Annotated in this window: 17 protein-coding genes; 8 read left to right on the forward strand and 9 right to left on the reverse strand. The window is 69.2% G+C overall.

The features are described 5' to 3' along the window. The first annotated feature begins 257 nt into the window (after positions 1–257). Complete coding sequence (locus LQZ85_RS14450) at positions 258–1,424, forward strand: aminotransferase class I/II-fold pyridoxal phosphate-dependent enzyme (protein WP_230101066.1); 1,167 nt, start codon at positions 258–260, stop codon at positions 1,422–1,424. Positions 1,425–1,569: 145 nt separating this feature from the next. Here the strand turns inward: LQZ85_RS14450 and LQZ85_RS14455 are convergent, their stop codons facing one another. The 3 genes from LQZ85_RS14455 to LQZ85_RS14465 form a co-directional block, all read right to left on the reverse strand. Next, complete coding sequence (locus LQZ85_RS14455) at positions 1,570–2,754, reverse strand: aminotransferase class I/II-fold pyridoxal phosphate-dependent enzyme (RefSeq protein ID WP_230101067.1); 1,185 nt, start codon at positions 2,752–2,754, stop codon at positions 1,570–1,572. Between the two features lie 182 nt (positions 2,755–2,936). Further along, positions 2,937–3,683, reverse strand: coding sequence for a 3-keto-5-aminohexanoate cleavage protein (locus tag LQZ85_RS14460; RefSeq protein WP_230101068.1), 747 nt, complete (start codon positions 3,681–3,683; stop codon positions 2,937–2,939). 6 nt (positions 3,684–3,689) lie between these two features. Then, the gene (locus LQZ85_RS14465) at positions 3,690–3,917 is read right to left on the reverse strand and encodes a DUF2188 domain-containing protein (protein WP_053098394.1); all 228 of its coding nucleotides are present in this window, start codon (positions 3,915–3,917) and stop codon (positions 3,690–3,692) included. A gap of 217 nt (positions 3,918–4,134) precedes the next feature. On the opposite strand from LQZ85_RS14465, the gene LQZ85_RS17900 reads away from it, so the two are divergent. Further along, on the forward strand, positions 4,135–5,649 hold the full coding sequence (locus LQZ85_RS17900) for a serine/threonine-protein kinase (RefSeq protein WP_290368297.1): 1,515 nt from the start codon (positions 4,135–4,137) through the stop codon (positions 5,647–5,649). Positions 5,650–5,755: 106 nt separating this feature from the next. Here the strand turns inward: LQZ85_RS17900 and LQZ85_RS14475 are convergent, their stop codons facing one another. Next, a complete protein-coding gene (locus LQZ85_RS14475) occupies positions 5,756–6,217 on the reverse strand; it encodes a VOC family protein (protein WP_230101069.1) in 462 nt (153 codons plus the stop codon). 99 nt (positions 6,218–6,316) lie between these two features. Here LQZ85_RS14475 and LQZ85_RS14480 point away from each other — a divergent pair, with 99 nt between their 5' ends. Then, positions 6,317–7,270: a WYL domain-containing protein gene (locus LQZ85_RS14480; RefSeq protein WP_230101070.1), complete on the forward strand. Its 954-nt coding sequence runs from the start codon at positions 6,317–6,319 to the stop codon at positions 7,268–7,270. Between the two features lie 52 nt (positions 7,271–7,322). Here LQZ85_RS14480 and LQZ85_RS14485 read toward each other — a convergent pair whose 3' ends face one another. The 4 genes from LQZ85_RS14485 to LQZ85_RS14500 are packed head-to-tail and all read right to left on the reverse strand — an operon-like array spanning position 7,323 to position 11,630. After that, on the reverse strand, positions 7,323–7,718 hold the full coding sequence (locus LQZ85_RS14485; RefSeq protein WP_230101071.1) for a RidA family protein: 396 nt from the start codon (positions 7,716–7,718) through the stop codon (positions 7,323–7,325). A 32-nt stretch (positions 7,719–7,750) separates the two neighbouring features. Continuing rightward, positions 7,751–8,962, reverse strand: a complete 1,212-nt coding sequence (solA, locus tag LQZ85_RS14490; protein ID WP_072590479.1) for an N-methyl-L-tryptophan oxidase — start codon at positions 8,960–8,962, stop codon at positions 7,751–7,753. Beyond that, positions 8,959–10,098 carry a tyramine oxidase subunit B gene (locus LQZ85_RS14495; protein ID WP_056276002.1) on the reverse strand — a complete coding sequence of 380 codons (1,140 nt, stop codon included), beginning with the start codon at positions 10,096–10,098 and terminating at the stop codon, positions 8,959–8,961. Before LQZ85_RS14495 ends, solA begins: the two co-directional genes overlap by 4 nt. Positions 10,099–10,157: 59 nt before the next feature. Further along, a complete protein-coding gene (locus tag LQZ85_RS14500) occupies positions 10,158–11,630 on the reverse strand; it encodes an APC family permease (RefSeq protein WP_230101072.1) in 1,473 nt (490 codons plus the stop codon). 220 nt (positions 11,631–11,850) lie between these two features. Here LQZ85_RS14500 and LQZ85_RS14505 point away from each other — a divergent pair, with 220 nt between their 5' ends. The 5 genes from LQZ85_RS14505 (at position 11,851) to LQZ85_RS14525 (ending at position 17,554) form a co-directional block, all read left to right on the forward strand. Then, positions 11,851–13,362, forward strand: coding sequence for an APC family permease (locus LQZ85_RS14505; RefSeq protein WP_230101073.1), 1,512 nt, complete (start codon positions 11,851–11,853; stop codon positions 13,360–13,362). Beyond that, the gene (locus LQZ85_RS14510) at positions 13,359–14,042 is read left to right on the forward strand and encodes a helix-turn-helix domain-containing protein (RefSeq protein WP_187249056.1); all 684 of its coding nucleotides are present in this window, start codon (positions 13,359–13,361) and stop codon (positions 14,040–14,042) included. Before LQZ85_RS14505 ends, LQZ85_RS14510 begins: the two co-directional genes overlap by 4 nt. A gap of 84 nt (positions 14,043–14,126) precedes the next feature. Then, positions 14,127–16,460 carry a phosphoribosylformylglycinamidine synthase subunit PurL gene (gene purL, locus LQZ85_RS14515; protein WP_230101074.1) on the forward strand — a complete coding sequence of 778 codons (2,334 nt, stop codon included), beginning with the start codon at positions 14,127–14,129 and terminating at the stop codon, positions 16,458–16,460. Next, positions 16,457–16,600, forward strand: coding sequence for a hypothetical protein (locus LQZ85_RS14520; protein ID WP_171821968.1), 144 nt, complete (start codon positions 16,457–16,459; stop codon positions 16,598–16,600). The genes purL and LQZ85_RS14520 overlap by 4 nt, the downstream gene beginning before the upstream one ends. A 243-nt stretch (positions 16,601–16,843) precedes the next feature. Next, the gene (locus LQZ85_RS14525; RefSeq protein WP_230101075.1) at positions 16,844–17,554 is read left to right on the forward strand and encodes a DUF2786 domain-containing protein; all 711 of its coding nucleotides are present in this window, start codon (positions 16,844–16,846) and stop codon (positions 17,552–17,554) included. A 21-nt stretch (positions 17,555–17,575) separates the two neighbouring features. Here the strand turns inward: LQZ85_RS14525 and LQZ85_RS14530 are convergent, their stop codons facing one another. Then, positions 17,576–18,148: a TetR/AcrR family transcriptional regulator gene (locus LQZ85_RS14530; RefSeq protein ID WP_053098384.1), complete on the reverse strand. Its 573-nt coding sequence runs from the start codon at positions 18,146–18,148 to the stop codon at positions 17,576–17,578. Positions 18,149–18,200 lie beyond the last annotated feature (52 nt).

Raw genomic sequence — 18,200 nt, forward strand, 5'->3', positions numbered from 1 at the left:
GCGCGGGGTCGTGCGGGGTCGTGCGGGGTCAGTTGTGCACCCGAAACGGCGATTTCGGATGCCGAAGTGACCCCGCACGCGGCTCGACTCCATGCGGGGCCAGTTGTGCACCCGAAACGGCGGTTTCGGATGCCGAAGTGACCCCGCACGCGGCTCGACTCCATGCGGGGTCAGTTGTGCACCCGAAACAGTGCCCGCTCCCGGCATCCGGAGCTCCGCGCGAGCCCGGTGTCGCCGACGGGTGGAAGGATTGAGACATGGCTTCCCCCGCGTTCGACCAGATCACGCAAGACGACCTGCGCGCTGCGGGCAGCGTCAAATGGACGGCCTTCCCCGACACGATCGGCGCGTTCGTCGCCGAGATGGACTTCGGCCTCGCCCCCGCGATCACCGGCGCGGTGAAGGATGCCCTCGACCTCGGCGTGACCGGGTACCTGCCCGACAAGCTCGCGAAGGACCTCTCGGCGGCCACGGCGCGCTGGTACTCCGACTCGTACGGGTGGGAGATCCCCGCCGAGCGCGTGCACCACGTGCCCGATGTGATCGCCGCGTTCGAGCTGGCGATCGAGCACTTCACCAGTCCGGGTTCGGCCGTGATCGTGCCGACTCCTGCATACATGCCGTTCCTGCTGGTGCCGCCGATGCACGACCGTCGGGTCATCGAGGTGCCGAGCATCGAGGTCGACGGACGCTGGGTCATGGACCTGGATGCCGTCGCCCAGGCCTTCCGCGACGGCGGCGAGATGCTGGTGCTCTGCAACCCGCACAACCCGCTCGGCACCGTCGCGACCCGCGACGAGCTGCTCGCCATCGCGTCGGTCGTGACGGATGCCGGCGGACGCGTGTTCGCCGACGAGATCCACGCACCCGTCGTCTACGCTCCGGCCCGTCACATCCCCTACGCCTCGGTGTCGGATGCCGCCGCAGCCCACACCCTCACCGCGACCTCCGCCTCGAAGGCGTGGAACCTCGCGGGCCTCAAGTGCGCGCAGATCATCCTCTCGAACGACGCCGACGCCGAGCTCTGGGAGAGCCTGGGATTCTGGGCCGGTCACGGCACATCGACGCTCGGCGTCATCGCGAACATCGCCGCCTACACCGGCGGGCGCGAATGGCTCGACGACGTGGTCGACTACCTCGACGGCAACCGGCGGACGCTGGCGCAGCTCGTCGACGAGAAGCTCCCCGGCGTGCGGATGGTCGTGCCGGAGGGCAGCTACATCGCCCTGCTCGACTTCCGCGAGACCGGGCTGACGGGCGATCTCGGCGAGTGGTTCCGCGAGCACGCCGGAGTCGCGATGACGGATGGCGCCGCATGCGGTGTGGCCGCGATCGGGTACACGCGATTCGTCTTCGCGATGCCCCGTCCGGTGCTGGTCGAGGCGGTCGAACGGATCGCCTCGGCGCTGCGCGACCGAGGTTGAGCCGCCTTCGGCCCGCCGGCCCCCGGCGCGTGCGGGGTCAATAACGCATCGGAACTCAGCGTTTCCGGTGCGTTTTTGACCACGCACCCGCCAGGAGATGCGGAACTGACCCCGCACCCGCCGTCACGAGGCGACGAACGACGCGTCACCGAGCGCGAACGGCATCCCCCATCGCCGCGAAGGCCTCGCGCAGGATCGGCCGAGGTGTCGCGAACACGATCCGCACGAAGTTCTCGTATCCCCGTCCGAGCAGCGCGCCCTCGGTCAGCACGACGCCGGCCTCCTCGCGGAAGTACGCGGCCGGCGGGCCGGGGATCTCGAGCGCCGTCGTGTCGATCCATCCGATGTAGGTCGCCTCGGGCTCGCGATACACCGCGCCGGGCAGGTGCTCCGTGATGAGGTCGCCGACAAGGCGGCGCGACTCCGAGAGATACCCGAGCACGCCGTCGAGCCACGGCTTGCCCTCCCGATATGCCGCCGTCGACGCCACGACACCGAGCGTCGCTGCACCGTGCTGCACCGAGAACCCGAAGCGGCGGTACAGCTGCTGGTCGGCGTCGTTCGAGGTGATCAGTTGCGCGGTCTTGAGGCCGGGGATGTTCCACGCCTTCGACGCGCTGGTGCCGGTGACCGTGTGGGCGGCGGTCGCCTCGGACACCGACGCATAGGGGATGAACGGTCTCCCGTCGAAGCGCAGCGGCGCGTGGATCTCATCCGCGAACACCCGTCCGCCGTGGCGTTCGACGATCTCGGCGAGCGCCTCGAGCTCGGAGCGGTCCACGACCGTGCCGGTGGGGTTGTGCGGGTTGCAGAGCACGAGCGTACGGGCACCGGCGGCGAACGCCTCGTCGATGCGCTGCAGGTCGTGGTGCCAGCGTCCGTCGATGTCGACGCCGGGGATCTCGATCACCGGATGCCCGACGGTCGGCAGATATGTCAGGAACGGCATATATGCGGGAGTCGGCACGATCACGGGCGATCCGGCGGGGGCATACTCCTCGACCGCAACCCTCAGGGCCGCCATCACGTCGGAGACCGGATGCACGCGTTCCGGATCGACGGCCCAGCCGTATTCGCTGCGCATCCACTCGGACGTCGCGTCGCCGAGTCGGGCGGCGAGCGGCGGCGACAGGTATCCGAGGTTCTCCTCGTCGATCGCTCGATGCATGGCGTCGGCGATCACCGGCGCGACGCCGAAGTCCATCTCCGCCACCCATGCCCCGATGTGGCCGGGGTGCAGGCTCCACTTGCGGCTTTCGGGCCGGTCGAGGTCGAACCTCGTGCGGGAGTCGAACGGATGCGGGTCAGTGGGCGCGCGGTGGTCGGTCATGGCAGGCGTTCCTCAGCCCGCGAGCCGACATCGAACGGCACCGGCGCGGCGGGTCTGGATCTCGGACACGCGTACTCCTTCTCAGCGGGAGCTTCCACCCTAAGGAAGCGGCGGATCGGTCGCGAGTCGCATGACGGCGGGTGACGATGAGGCTGCAGGGCGAGCCGGCTCCGGACCCCGACTCAGGCGTTGATGAAGGCCACAGCCGCTCGCACCAGGGCCGCGTTGTCGGGTGCCGTCCGTCCATCGGGCAGCTGCAGGGTGTCTTCGAGGCCGATGCGCGAATCGAGGCCCAGCTCGACCGCCAGGGTGAACGCCGGCCAGGCGGACCGCTGCTCGCCGTGCAGCAGGATCGGAATGTCCGGGTCGTCGAGGCGCACGTGCGCGATGAGCCCCTCGGCGTGCCGCCGCACGACATCCGCCGCCTCGTCAGGCAGCTCGACCAGCACCCGCAGCGTGTCGTCGTGAACGGGCGAGCGTTGCCAGGCGTCGAGTCCGGTGGCATCCCAGATGCCCACCTCCACGCTGATGCCGCGGCTCACGAGCAGCGCCGCGACCTCGTCAGCACCGGCTTCGTGCCAGTTCACCGAAGCGAAGTCGGGCAGGACGCTCCATTCGCGGATCGCCGCGAGGCGCTCCCCGACATCGGGCTCGATCCATGCACCGGTCGTCACCCCGATCTGCACACCAGGGCACGCCGAGCGCAGTGCTCTCACCCACCGGTCGACATCCGCGGCACGCAAGCTGTCGTCGCCCGCGGCATCCTTCGGGTGCACGTGGATCTCGCGGGCACCCGCCGCGACGGCACGCGCGGCGTCGGCGCCGGCGAGGGTCGTATCGGCGGTGAGGGCAGGATGCTGCGCCGCGGGTCGCGCACCGTTGAGGCACGCCTGCAACAGCATCCGCCCGTGTCTGTCGTTGCCGGTCACCGGCCCTCAGTTCATGAGATCGCGCGGGTGCCAGTCGTAGAGGTTGCCCGTGCCCGAAGGCCCCTCTTCGACACGCACGGTGTGCTTGACCTGACGTGCCGTCGCGGCACCCCGACCGACTCGAACCGCCTCGGCCTCGGTCTCGAAGCTGGACCCCAGAGTGCGGGATTCGCCCTCGATGCGGTTGAACCAGATCCCGTCTCGCTGGAACGTCTCGATGTCACCTGCGGCCATGCCACATCCTTTCGATCTGACTCATTTCTACCCGAGGCCGCCGACGCTCGAGGAGGGCCTTGACAGCCTCCGCGCTCGCGCTCGCCCGGCGCGAGAGCACGCGAATCATCGACCGCATCCACTTCTTCGTCCATACGTCAACCCCGATGACACACTCCCGTCAGCCGTGGTTATGTCGAACGATGCATGACCCGGGTGCATCTGCAAGGAGCAAGTGATGACGCTGGAAGTGATGTCGCCGACGGCGGCACTGCTCGACGGACGGTACGTACTGCACGACCGCGTCGGACGAGGCGGCATGGCGACGGTGTACCGCGCCGAGGACACCCACCTCGGACGCATCGTCGCGATCAAGATGATCCACGAGAGCGATGGTCCGGTCGCCTCGATCGAGCGCGCGCATACCGAGAAGGCGCTGCTCGCCTCGCTGAGCCACCCGTCGCTCGTGACGCTGTACGACGCGCAGCTCGTGCCCGGTCGTCCGCAGTACCTGGTGATGGAGTTCGTCGACGGGCCCACCCTCGGCGCGCGCATGGCCGAAAGCCCGATGACGCCGCGCGACGTGGCCCGCATCGTCCGCGATCTCGCCGAGGGACTCACCGCCGTGCACGCGGCTGGCATCGTGCATCGCGACATCAAACCGTCGAACGTGCTGCTCGCGCACGCCCGGTCCGGCCGCCCGGTCGCGGCGAAACTTGCGGATTTCGGCATCGCCTGCTCCATCGAGGACACCCGCCTCACGACGCCGGGGATCGTGCTCGGCACACTCACCTATATGGCGCCGGAGCAGCTGCGCGACGCCGACCCCGGAACCCCGGTCGACATCTTCTCGCTCGGACTCGTCGCTCTCGAGGCGCTCAGCGGATACCCCGGCTACCCCTCCCTCGCTTCCGGGCGCGCGGCGGCGGTCGCTCGCCTGCTCAACCCGCCGACCATCTCCGACACGGTTCCGGACGAGTGGCGCGACCTCCTCAGCCGCATGACACGCCTCGAGCCGGAGGAACGCCCGACCGCCGTCGAGGTGGCGCGCGCCGCCCGGGCTCTGCTGCGCGACTACGCCGCGAACAGCAACGGCACCGCCGTCGCCGCGGCGGCTGCGGCCATCGTCGCATCGGCCGGCACGGAGCCGGCGGTCGACGCGACTCCGGGGGTGACGGGCGCGGAATCGGATGCCGTCGCCGCCGCGCCAGACGCGGGCACGGGAATTCAGCCGGCGCGTCCCGCATCCGCCGCCTCATCCGCGAGCGTCGACGCGGAGTCGTCGGCCCTCGACGCTGGTTCCGCGCCGACCGGAGCGACCGCTGTGATCCCTGCGACCGAGGTCACGGATCCCGCACCCCGCTTGCGGACCCGCGACCGCACCCGCCCCGGCACACGCACCCGCACCCGCGTGATCGCCGGCGCCGCGGGGCTTCTTGCCGCCGGTGCGATCGTCACCGGCATCGCGGCGTTCAGCGCGCCACCGGCATCCGAGTTGGGACGCACCGCGTCAGGCGTCGTCGCCCGCACCGCGTCGACCCCGGCGGAGACCTCCCCCATCGACACCCCCGCAGCGCCCGTCGAGGTGGTCACGGAGCCCGTGGACCCGGGGAACTCGGAGAACTCCGGCAACTCCGACAACTCCGGCAACTCCGGCAACTCTGGGAACTCCGGGAACTCCGGGAACTCCGGGAACTCCGGGAACAACGGGAACTCCGGCAAGGGCGACAAGGGCAAGCCGGACAAGGGCTAGGCGCGTCGCGGTCCGCAACTCCGGAAGAACGCGGCCGATCGAGCCGAGACCGCTGGTTCCGGCCCGATCGAGCGCGAATCTTCCTGAGTCATGAACGGCGACCGCCTCAGCCCGCGTAGGCGGCGCGCACGTCGAGCACCCAGGTGACGCCGAATCGGTCGGTCAGCATGCCGAATCCGGGTGACCACGCCGATGCGGCCAGCGGTTCGACGATCGAGGCGCCGTCGGCGAGGGCGTCCCAGTATCCGGTGAGCTCGTCGAGCGAATCGGCGCGCAGCGACTGGAAGAACGTGCGGTCGGTGACGGTCGTCCCGTTCTGCCTCGAGGTGGTTCCCGCGGTGGCGTCAGCGTCGTCGGCGCCGGGGATGTCGTATGCCATCAGCCGGAAGCCGTCGGCGTTCTCGACCTGGCCGAACACGATCTTGTCGGCGCCGGGAACTCCCGCCGGCATGCCGAAGTCCGCGTAGGTCGCCCGCGTGACCTCGCCGCCGAAGACGGACTGGTAGAAGTCGAGCGCCTGGCGCGCGGTGCCGCGGAAGTTCAGGTGGGTGGTGGTCGCGATGGTCATGGGATCTCCTCGGATCTGTGTGGCGGCGGATGCCGACGAGACCAACACTCACAGCAGAAGAGGTCAGTTTCGGTCCTCTACTCGGAGCACAATGGAGTCATGTCCGGCAGCTCCTCTCGCATGCTCGCCCTGCTGTCCCTGCTGCAGACGGCTCGCGATTGGCCGGGGCAGGTGCTCGCCGACCGCCTCGACGTCACACCCCGCACGGTGCGACGAGACGTCGACCGACTGCGCGAGCTCGGCTACCGCATCAGCGCGATCAAAGGACCGGATGGCGGATACCGCCTCGCCGCCGGTTCCGAGCTGCCGCCGCTGCTCTTCGACGACGAGCAGGCCGTCGCGATCGCCGTCGCGCTGCAGAGCGTGCCGGCCACAGGGATCGACATCGACGAGGGCGCGGCTCGTGCGCTGGCCACCGTGCGCCAGGTGATGCCGTCGCGCCTACGGCACCGGGTCGACGGCATCCGCTTCGCCGGGGTCGAGAACGAGACGCGCGTGGATCCGGCGGTGCTCGAAGCCGTCAGCGGTGCGGTGCGAGACCACCACGTGCTGCGCTTCGATTACGGAGAGAACCATGACCGCCCGGCGCGGCGCACCGAGCCACACGCAGTTGTCGCCCGGGAGGGCCGCTGGTACCTGCTCGCGTGGGACCTCGAGGCCGATGACTGGCGCACCTTCCGACTCGACCGGATGACACCGCGCATCCCGACCGGCCCCGCTTTCACGCCACGCGAGCTGCCCGCCGCCGACGCCCAGACCTACCTCGCAGCTCGGGCGAAGGGATCGGATGCCGCAGACCGCTGGCCGTGCATCGGAGAGCTCGTGCTCGATCTGCCCGCCCGCGAGGTCGCGCACTGGGTCGGCCGCGACGGCACCGTCGAGCCGATCGACGACAGCTCGTGCCGCGTGACCGTCGGATCGTGGTCGTGGGTCGGCATCCTCGCGTCGATCGCCCGCTTCGACGCGCCGTTCCGCGTCGTCGCACCGCCCGCGCTGGCGGACGCCGCGACCGCCCTCTCGCGACGCCTGTCCGGCGCGGGCGAGGCCCGCTGACCCGGTCAGGCCTGACCGTATCCGAGACCCCGCGCCCCGAGTCGCCGAGTGCTCACAGATCGATCTGCGTGCGCCTCGCCGCCCCCGCCCCGCGGTGCGCGGTCACCTCGATCTCGGCCTTGTACTCGCCCGCGAGCGGGCTGCGCGTCATGGTGAGTGCCGGGTCGATGCCGCGGAACGCCTCGCCGAGCACTTCGATCGTCTCGTCCTGATCGGACGCATCCGGAACGAAGACCTGGATCCGGACGACATCGGAGAGCGATGAATCCACGGCGGCGAGCGCCCGCGCGACGGTGGCGATCGCGAGACGCAGCTGCTCTGCCGCCGTGTCCGGCAGGGTCCTGGTCTCGTAATCGATGCCGGCGGTGTTCGAGACGAAGATCCAGTCGCCGATCGCGACGGCCCGCGAATAGCTTGCGAGGGTCTCGAACTTGCTGCCGCTCTTCACGCTGGTGATTATCAACGGTTCCGTCTTTCGTGTCAGTGGCCCTGGAGGACCGGATAGTCGTCTGCGAGGACAAGATCGTCGGCGCGCGCCTGAGCACGGCGCCGGTGGTGACCGAGCGTGAACAGGGGGTGCTGCAGCGCGCTCGACCCGCTCTCGGCGAGTTGCGCCAACACTCGCCCGTAGGCGGGCGAGAACTTGAAGCCGTTGCCGGAGAATCCGGCTCCGATGATGGTCCGGCCCGACTCGGAGACGTCGAGGATCGGGACATGATCGGCCGTCGCCGACTCCGGGTGGATGGACGACCGGACCACCTCGGGCAGGATGCCGGGGAACATCCGGGTGGCGATCGCCGTGCATCTCCGCAGTTGCTCACGCGACAGATCGCGGGGATCTGTGTCGGGGTCCTCGATCGTGTCGATGCGGGTCGTGGGGGCGATCTTGACCGAGTAGCCGTCGAGTGTGGGGACCCCGAAGGCATGGTCGCCGTCCAGGTCCCGCATCCAGCATGGGAAGCGATCCGGGGTGAACTGGCTGATGTCCTCCGGCATGAACCACGTGAGCGGTATGGCGATGGCGCTCACCAGATCGCGCACCTCCGGCACGATCCTCGTCGTCCACGCACCGGTCGTCACGATCACCTTCTGCGCGTGGACGATCCCCTCGGATGTCGAGATCACGACACCGCTCTCGTGCTCATCGATGCCGAGCACCGGAGTGTTGTACAGGATCTCCGCCCCGCGCCTGATCGCGGCCCGCTGCGCGGTCGCCACCGCCAGCTCCGAGCGCAAGCCGCCGCCCAGCAGGTCCATGATCCCGATGTCGCCGTCCTCGACGGTGAACTGCGGATACTCCCGGCGGAGCTCTGCGGCGTCGAGGAACCGGTGCGGCAGATCGCCCTCCACGATCGACCGCTGCGTGGACTCGAGGAATGGATGTCCCTCCGGCGCGATCGCGAGGACGCCGGTCTTCAGCAGCAGCTGGCGGCCGGTCTCACGCTCCAGCTCGGTCCACAGCGCCCTGGCCTCGAGAGCAGCGGCCGTGTAGAGCGCGCCCTCCTTGTTCGCCGCACGGAACAGACGCGACTCGCCGGCGAATGCCGCGTGGCCGTGCGCCGGTCCGTACTGCTCGATGCCCAGCACGGACATCCCCGTCGATCTCGCGAGGTGCCACAGCGCCATCGATCCCATGGAGCCTGCACCCACCACCGCGACGTCGACGGTCCGGATCACCTCTGCCGCACTCATGCGAGAGCCGGCTCGGTCCACAGGTTCAGCTTCTGGCCGATGCCGCGCTCAAGGGCGTTGCGATACACCTTCGTCCCCCACGCGACGTCCTCCACCGGCATCCCGCCGACCGACATGATGACGATCTCGTCGTCGCTCTGCCGACCGGGCCGCTTTCCGGAGACGACATCGCCGATGTCGACGAGCTCGTCACGTGAGAGCTCCCCGGCCTTCACGAGATCCATCCACTTCTGCCCGACCATCGGAATGTACTCGAACGACGGCTTCGGGAACTCCTCGTACCAGGTCTCGTACAACCCGTACGCATCGACGACCTTCGTGATGTCGCTGTCCAGCAGCGAGTCGTCGGTGTTGCACAGGGACGGCATCGCGAAGAACGCCCCCGGCGTGATCCACTCCCGCTGGATCGTGGGGTAGCTCTCCGAGCCGCCGGCACCGGTGCCCGTGGTGCAGAAGCTCACCAGGTCGCTGCCCCGGACGACGTCTTCGATCGAGTCGACGACTTCGATCGTGGTGATCGTCGGGAACTCCTCGCGCACCCACTCCTGGAAGCGCGCGAGGCTCTCCGCCCCTCGCCCCTTGATCTTCAGCGTGTCGATCAGCGGGCACGCATCCATGAAGGCCAGGAGCACCGTACGTGCCATGACGCCGGGCCCGGCGATCCCCGCGACGCGCGAGTCCTTGCGGGCGAAGTGCCGCGCACCGACCCCCGGCACGGCGCCGGTCCGGTATGCCGACAGCAGGTTCGCCGACATGAACGCGAGTGGCGCCCCGGTGTCGGTGTCGTTGAGCGTGAACATGAGGATCGACCGCGGCAGACCCTTCTCGCGGTTGGCGATGTTGGATCCGTACCACTTGACGCCAGTCGTCTGGAAGTCTCCGCCGAGGTACGCCGGCATCGCCATGAACCGTCGGTCCTCAGTGGGCACCGGCATGTTCGGGAACGGCGACGCCTCAGGGAACGTCATCATCGCGCCGTGCGAGTCGTTGCTCTCACCGGTCATGCGGTAGTCGCCGGCGGCGAACAGTGCGAACATCTCCTCCATGGTGTCGACGCACTGGTGCATATCGGTCACTCCGGCCGCGATCATGTCGGCTTCGGAGAGGTAGAGGAAATCCACGTGGGGCAGGGGCATGTCGGTCCTTCTCGTCGAGGGGGTGGGGGAGAGTGTGTCGGTCGCGCTCATGGTGCGCCTCAGCCGGCGATGGCGTCGGTGAGCTTGACGTATGCCGCGGGCCGGCGGGCTCTGATCCACGCGGCCTGGACGTACCCGATGAGGGGGAAGACGATCACCAGCCCGAGCAGACTCCAGCTGACCGCGCCGAACACGGGCGCGCCTGTGGCATCCGCATCGCCGACCATGATCGGGAAGTAGACGACGATCATGACCACGGAGAGCACCAGGCCGATGAAACCGAGTACGGGGGCGATCACGGTGTTCCAGATCCTCCGGTCCTTGCGTGTCCTCGCGAAGTAGACGATGACTGCGATCGAGGTGACCGCCATCAGGAGGGCGATCGCCACGGTCGCGACCCCGGCGAACCAGGTGAACACCTGCAGCACCGGGTCGAGCTGCAGAACGGCGAACAGCGCGACGAGGACGATCGCGGTGATGCTCTGCACGAGCGAGGACACGTGCGGAGACATGTGCCGGGGGTGCACGGCGCCCACCCGGTCGGGCAGCACGCCGGCGCCTGACATGGAGTACTGGTAACGGGCGACGACGTTGTGGAACGACAGCACGCAGGCGAACATCGCGGTGATGAGGAGGATGTTCGTGATGATCTCGCCGGTGGCGCCGAGGTACGCCGACATCGTGCGGAGGATGAGCGTTCCCGGGTCGGCCGCGGCCTCCTCCAGGATGTTCGAGGGACCCCACGCCATGACGAGGCCCCATGAGGCGAGCGTGTAGAACACGCCGACGCCGATCACGGCCATATAGGTGGCGCGGGGGATCGTGCGGTCGGGATCGCGCGCCTCGCTGCGGAAGACGGCGGTCGCCTCGAACCCGATGAAGGCGGCGATCGCCATCATGAGGCCGACGCCGGGGGAACCGCTCGCGACGTTCTTCGGCTCGAACGGAGCCAGGCTCAGACCTTCAGGGCCGCCGGAGATCACGACCGCCGCTACGAGAAGGAGGACGATTCCGACCTCGGCGCAGAGCAGGACGCCGAGCACTTTGCTGGACAGATCGATGTGGCGATAGCCGAGGAACCCGACGAGCGCGACGACGGCGATCGAGTACAGCCACCACGGGAGCGTGATGCCGAACCCCTCGAAAGTGAAGCTCAGCACGTAGCCCATGTACCCGTACACGGACACCTGGATCGTCGTATACGTGAGCATCGCGATCCAGGCGGACGCGAGACCGGTCGAGCGTCCGAGGCCATATCCGACGTAGGTGAAGAACGCCCCGGGGTTGGGGACGTGCTTGGCCATCGCGGAGACGCCGACGGCGAAGAGCACGAGAACGACGGCGCTGATCGCATACAGCGCCGGGAAGCCCGCCCCGTTGCCGAGCAGGATGCCGAGTGGGGCGGACCCGCCGATGACAGTCAGGGGCGAGGCGGCGGCGACCACCATGAAGACGATCGCGGTAGCACCGAGCGATCCCGACAGGACCTTCTTCGGGGAGGTCTCGGTGGCGCTGGGTTGAATCTGGACCATGTGCAAACCCTTCTGAGAGAAGCGGAGTGGAGCGGTTCCCCCACCCTGCCGCGGCAGGATTTCCCACCCGTCTCGCCGGAGTGACGTCTGCGTTCGCCGCGAACGGGACGCCGGAACTCCGGCCGTCTCATTCGGGTGACATCTGCGTGAAACATCGCAGACGCGCTCCGGCAACAGGCCGCTCGTAGCCTCCTCCCATCACGAGACAGGCGGAGGCCCCATGTCTGCACTGGAAGAGGCGATCGAGCGCCCGCAGACCGTGCGCTCGTTCGCCGCCCGCTCGCCGTTGCACGGACTGGACAGACACACCGTGGGTTTCGCCGACATCCTCGCGCAATCGGTCGCGGCCGTCGCCCCAGCCGCCGCCTCGGCGATGGCGGTGCTGCTGGTGGCGGACCTGGCGGGCGGCGCCACCGTGCTCGTGATGGCCCTCGCCATGATCATCACGTTCCTGGTCGCTCGGACGATCAACCAGTTCACTCGTCGGTTCGCCGCCAGCGGCTCCCTGTACACCTACGCGGCGCGCGGACTCGGCGCGGCGGGCGGACTCGCGACCGGTGCAGCGATCCTCGTCGGGTATGCCTTCATCTCGATCTTCGCTCTTCTGGGCGGCGCCCATTATGCGACCATGCTCGTGACCCGACTGTGGCCTCAGCTCGCCGCGACGCCGATCGCCCTGGGCGCTCTCGTCGTCGAAGCGGCGGTGCTCGCGATCGTCCTCGTGCGCGGCATCCGCCTCTCATCCCGGGTCGCGCTCGTCGTCGAACTCATCTCCGTCGCGCTGATCCTCTCGCTGATGATCGTGCTCCTCGTGCACATCGGGCCGCTCCAACCGGCGGCGATCTTCTCGGCCGACGGCATCTCCGTGGCCGGCGTCGCCGGCGGTGCCGTTCTCGCGATCACCGCGTTCGTGGGGTTCGAGAGCTCCGCGACGCTCGGCGTCGAGGCCCGCTCGCCGCTGAAGAACATCCCTCGCGCCATCGTGTGGAGCGTCGGCGTCGCCGGAGTGTTCTACCTCATCGCCGCCTACACGCAGATCGCAGGAGCCGCCGCGATCGGGGGGACGGCATCGGTCGCGCTCCTCGACGATCTCGCGTCGCGTTTCGGCCTCTCCGCATGGGCCGCCGTGGCGGACGTCGGCATCGCCACCTCGGGTCTGGCCTGCGCGATCGCCTCGACGACCGCCCTCACCCGTATCGTGTTCGCGCTCGCCCGCGACGGTGTCCTCCCCGCCCGACTCGGCCGCACGCACGGGCGCCACCGCACCCCGATCGGCGCGGTCGTCGTCGCGGTCCCGCCGATCGTCCTCGCACCGCTCGTGATCGTCGCGGCCGGCGTGTCACCGTGGGACGCGATGAAGGCCGTCCTGCTGATCTCGGCAGCGGGCTACATCGTCGCCTACGTGCTGGTCTGCATCGCCGCTCCCCTGTTCCTGCGCCGTATCGGGGAGGTCACCGTCGGTTCCATCATCGCCGCCGTCAGCGCGGCGGCGGCGCTTGCGGCATGCCTGACGGTCTATCTCGTCGCGGAGGCGGCCGCGGGAAACCCCGGGGTCTGGTTCGCCCTCGGCTTCGCCCTGATCGCCGCGGTACTGATCCGGTGGCGACGGCGCTCGCCTCTCGGCGAGGTCGGGCGCTACGACGAGCCGGTCGCCGCCCACGTTCTCGGCGGCGTGGCCCGCACCGGCGGCGGCAGCGCACACCGGGGCGAACCGGGGGACGCCGACGGATGACGGCTGGCGACGCGGTATCGATCACGGCCCGACAGCCCGCCGCCATCCACAGCGCGCTGTCGATGCTGGAGGCCGTCGCTGCGATGGGTGCCGGCGTCACAGCGCGGCAGCTGGCCGACCGGCTCGGGATGCCGCGTGCGACCACCTATCGCCTGCTCAACCTGCTGGTGCAGGACGAGTACCTCGTCCGGACGCCGGATCTCACCGGATTCGCCCTGGGCACGAAGGTGGCGCTGCTGGCCGGCAGCATCGGCGTTGAGCGCATCCCGCGCGCCGCACGGGACGTGCTCGAGCGCACCAGGGCGAGCGCGAGGGGCGGCATCCACCTCGTGCTCTATCGTGACGACCGGGTCGTCGTCGCCGATGAGGACCCCGACTTCCCCCTCTCGAATCGGCAGGGCCTGCAGCAGGAGCCCACCCGCTACGCCCTCGGCCTGCTGCCCCTGGTCGTGCGCGGGGAGACCGCCGCCGGCGACCTGGTCTCCGAACTCCGCTCGCAGGGGGTGATCCGCGCCCGCGACGGTCAGCGTGGCTGCCTCGTCGCGCCGATCACCGATGCCTCCGGCACGCTCGCCGGAGCGCTCTCCTACTCGGGCCCGCGCCGGCAGATCGACAGCTCCGACTCGATCGCGCTCTCCCTCATCGCGGCCGCACGGGAGCTCGGGCCGCTCCTGACGTAGACCCCGCTGTCCGCCCGGGGCGATGGCCACGGCATCCCCCGGTAGACTGGCCATGCCCCGCCGGCCCCTCATCTAGGAGTGCGCGTGACCACCGCCCCTGCACCTGCCCACAAGCACGTCCCCGACTCCGTCGAGAACGCCACCGCGACTCCGGAGAAGGAGCAGCCGTACGCAGCGCTGGGCCTCAAGGACGACGAGTACGCCCGCATCAAGGAGATCCTGGGCCGCCGCCCGACCTCCGGCGAGCTGGCGATGTACTCGGTCATGTGGTCGGAGCACTGCTCGTACAAGTCGTCGAAGAACTACCTGCGCCGCTTCGGTCAGAAGGTCTCCGACGAGATGAAGGAACGCCTCATGGTGGGCATGGGCCAGAACGCGGGCGTCATCGACGTCGGCGAGGGCTGGGCCGTCACCTTCAAGGCCGAGAGCCACAACCACCCCAGCTTCATCGAGCCGTTCCAGGGCGCCGCGACCGGCGTCGGCGGCATCGTCCGCGACATCATCTCGATGGGCGCACGTCCGGTCGCGGTCATGGACGCCCTGCGCTTCGGCGCGATCGACCACCCCGACACCGCTCGCGTCGTGCACGGCGTCACCAGCGGCATCAGCTTCTACGGCAACTGCCTGGGTCTGCCGAACATCGGGGGCGAGACGGTCTTCGACTCCGTCTACCAGGCCAACCCGCTCGTCAACGCGCTCGCGGTCGGCGTGCTCCGCCACGAGGACCTCAAGCTCGCCAACGCGACCGGCGTCGGCAACAAGGTCGTGCTGTTCGGCGCCCGCACGGGTGGCGACGGCATCGGCGGTGCCAGCATCCTGGCATCCGACTCGTTCGACAGCACCGGACCCACCAAGCGCCCCGCGGTGCAGGTGGGCGACCCGTTCGCCGAGAAGGTGCTCATCGAGTGCTGCCTCGAGCTCTACCGTGACGAGCTGGTCGAGGCCATCCAGGACCTCGGCGCAGCCGGCATCTCGTGCGCGACCAGCGAGCTCGCGGCCAACGGCAACAGCGGCATGAAGGTCTCGCTCGACAACGTGCTGCTGCGCGACCCGTCGCTCACGGCCGAGGAGATCCTCATGTCGGAGTCGCAGGAGCGCATGATGGCGATCGTCGCTCCCGAGAAGCTCGACGCGTTCCTCGCCGTCGTTGAGAAGTGGGACGTCGAGACGTCGGTCCTCGGTGAGGTCACCGGCGACGGCCGCCTCATCATCGACTGGCAGGGCGAGCGCATCGTCGACGTCGACCCCTCGACCGTCGCGGTCGACGGCCCGGTCTACGACCGCCCGGTCGCGTACCCCACGTGGATCGACGCACTGCAGGCGGATGCCGCTGAGAACCTTCCGCGGTCGAACGACCCCGAGGTGCTTCGCGAGCAGTTCCTCGACCTGGTCGCCTCGCCGAACCTCGCCGACACCCGCTGGATCACCAACCAGTACGACTACTACGTGCTCGGCAACACGGCCCTGTCGTTCCCCGATGACGCCGGCATGATCCGCGTCGACGAGGAGTCGGGACTCGGCTTCGCGATCTCGACCGACGCCAACGGACGCTACTGCCAGCTCGACCCGTACGCCGGTGCGCAGCTCGCACTCGCCGAGGCGTACCGCAACGTCGCCGTCACGGGTGCCGTTCCCACCGCGATCACCGACTGCCTGAACTTCGGCTCTCCCGAGAACCCCGAGGTCATGTGGCAGTTCGGGCAGACCGTCGACGGTCTCGCCGACGGATGCTACGAACTCGGCACCCCGGTCACCGGCGGCAACGTCTCGTTCTACAACCAGACCGGCGACGTGCCGATCCACCCGACCCCGCTCGTCGGCGTGCTCGGCATCATCGACGACGTCTCGCGCCGCATCCCCTCGGGATGGCAGGACGAGGGTCAGAACATCTACCTGCTCGGCACGACCTCGACCGAGCTCTCGGGTTCGGCGTGGGCCGAGACCGTGCACCAGCACCTCGGCGGACTGCCCCCGAAGGTCGACCTCGCGGGCGAGAAGCGCCTCGCGGGTCTGCTCGGAGCCGCCCGTGACGAGTGGCTGATCTCGTCGGCGCACGACGTGTCGGAGGGTGGCCTCGCGCAGGCCCTCGCCGAGGGCGTCTCGCGCTTCGGCGTCGGCGCACGCGTCTGGCTGAACGAGATCATCGAGCGCGACGGTGTGGATGCGGCATCCGCCCTCTTCTCGGAGTCGACGGGCCGCGTCATCGTGACAGTTCCGCGTGAAGACGACGTCAAGTTCCGCGGACTCTGCGAAGGCCGCGACTACCCGGTGATGCGCATCGGCGTGACCGACTCCGAGGGCGACAAGCTCGAGGTGCAGGACGTCTTCACCGTGCCGATCGCCGAGATCCGCGAGCGTTCGCAGGCCACCCTGCCCGCCGCCTTCGGCCCCACGGTCACCGAGCCGGTCAGCGCATGAGCGGCGACGGTCTGAGCGAGGACTACGGCGATCTCGGCGAGAAGCGCAATCGCCGCATGCGCATCGTCGCCTGGACCGTCATCATCGCCCTCATCCTGGGTGGCGGCGGCGCGACAGTCATCACGCTGATCCTGGGCTGAATCGGGTTCTTCTCGGGTCTCTTTCCGACGCTGGTTCAGGGTGCCCGGCGGCACTCCGGCGACCCCGGCGCTGTGGCTGCGTGTCGGCGACCGGGTCCGAACCTGCGCCCGGCCGGCCTCGCGGCATCCACTTCTGCACCGGCATCCGTCATCCGGGTTTCTTCACAGTCCCCGGAACTCGGCCTCGCAATGTAGGTACCCCCGCGAAGGATCCGAGGCATCACAGATCCATTGGGGGATGCCATGACCGAAGCCAAGCTCGACCTGATCGCCAAACTGCTCGCCAAGGCCGAGAGCACGACGCCCGAAGAGGCCGAGGCTCTGACCGAGCACGCCGAGCGCCTGATCGTGAAGTACGGGATCGAGCAGGCGCAGATCGACGAAAGACGGGGGCTCCTGGGGCAGACGCGCGAGCAGATCGTCACCGAGAGGATGCTGTTCCGCGGCGTCTACGCGAAGGACCTTCGTGAGATAGGCATCGGCGTGGCCTACGGGCTGGGTGCGGTGCGCCCGATCCTGGCGGAGTACCCGCCGATCGCCGGCCTGCTGCTGGTCGGGCACTCGTCGGATGTGACGCAGGTGCAGACGCTGACCGCCAGTCTGCAGGTGCAGGCCACGGTCGCGATGCGCGCGTGGTGGATCGCGCATCGCGATCTGTATGCCGGCCATCGCGAAGGGGTGAGACGTCGAGCGCGCAGCGGCTTCCTCCGGGGGTTCGCCGCGGGTGCCATGAACCGGATCGAGCAGAGTCGCCGCGCTGCGGTCGAAGAGAGCGGCTCGGGGACCGAGCTCGTTCTCACCTCGCGCCGGAGCCGAGTGGACGAGGCGGTCGACGAGATGGCGACGACGCACGCCCGGCGACGCCGCGGCGCGGATCCCGGCTCCTTCGCGCACGGCCACCGTTCGGGCCTGGAGGCTCAGACCGGCGGCGGCAGAGCGGTCTCGGCGCGATGACCACGCACGCGCCCGCTGCCGCTATCGCGAGAAGAGGAAGCGCGTCAGCCGAACGATCGCGTCGGTGTCGTGCTCGTCTCGAACGAGGGACTCGACGATGATCGCCCCGAGGATCGCCCGTCCCAGCTGCTCGACCGGTGCGTCCGGGGCGAGCTGCCCGTCGCGGATGCCGCCGCGGATGCGCTCGGCGAGGTACTTCTCGACGCCGAGGCTCTCACCGAGGTGCGCGCCGACTCCGGCGTCCTCGGTGGCAGCCGCCACGAGCGAGCGGAGAAGTGCCCCTCCCTCCGGCGCTTCGAGGATGGACAGCACGCTGCGCAGCCAGGTCTCGACATCGTCGGCGAGGTCTCCCGTGTCGGGAACCACGAAGTCGACGGGGATCAGGCGGCCCTCGACGAGGCATTCGCCGATGAGGGCTCCGCGCGACGGCCACCACCGATAGATGGTCTGCTTGCCGACGCCGGCCTCTTTCGCGATCCCCTCGATCGTGAGACGGTCGTACCCCTGGTTATGGAAGAGGCGTGCGGTGGCGTCGAGGATCGCTTCGCGGGCAGCCGTGCTGCGCACGGGTCCGCTCCGATGCTCGTTCACCACACGTTCAGGATAACCACAGAACACTAGACGAGACGCCCCGTATGATCTATCC

It is taken from the genome of Microbacterium sp. Bi98, from assembly GCF_918698045.1.
Classification (GTDB): domain Bacteria; phylum Actinomycetota; class Actinomycetes; order Actinomycetales; family Microbacteriaceae; genus Microbacterium.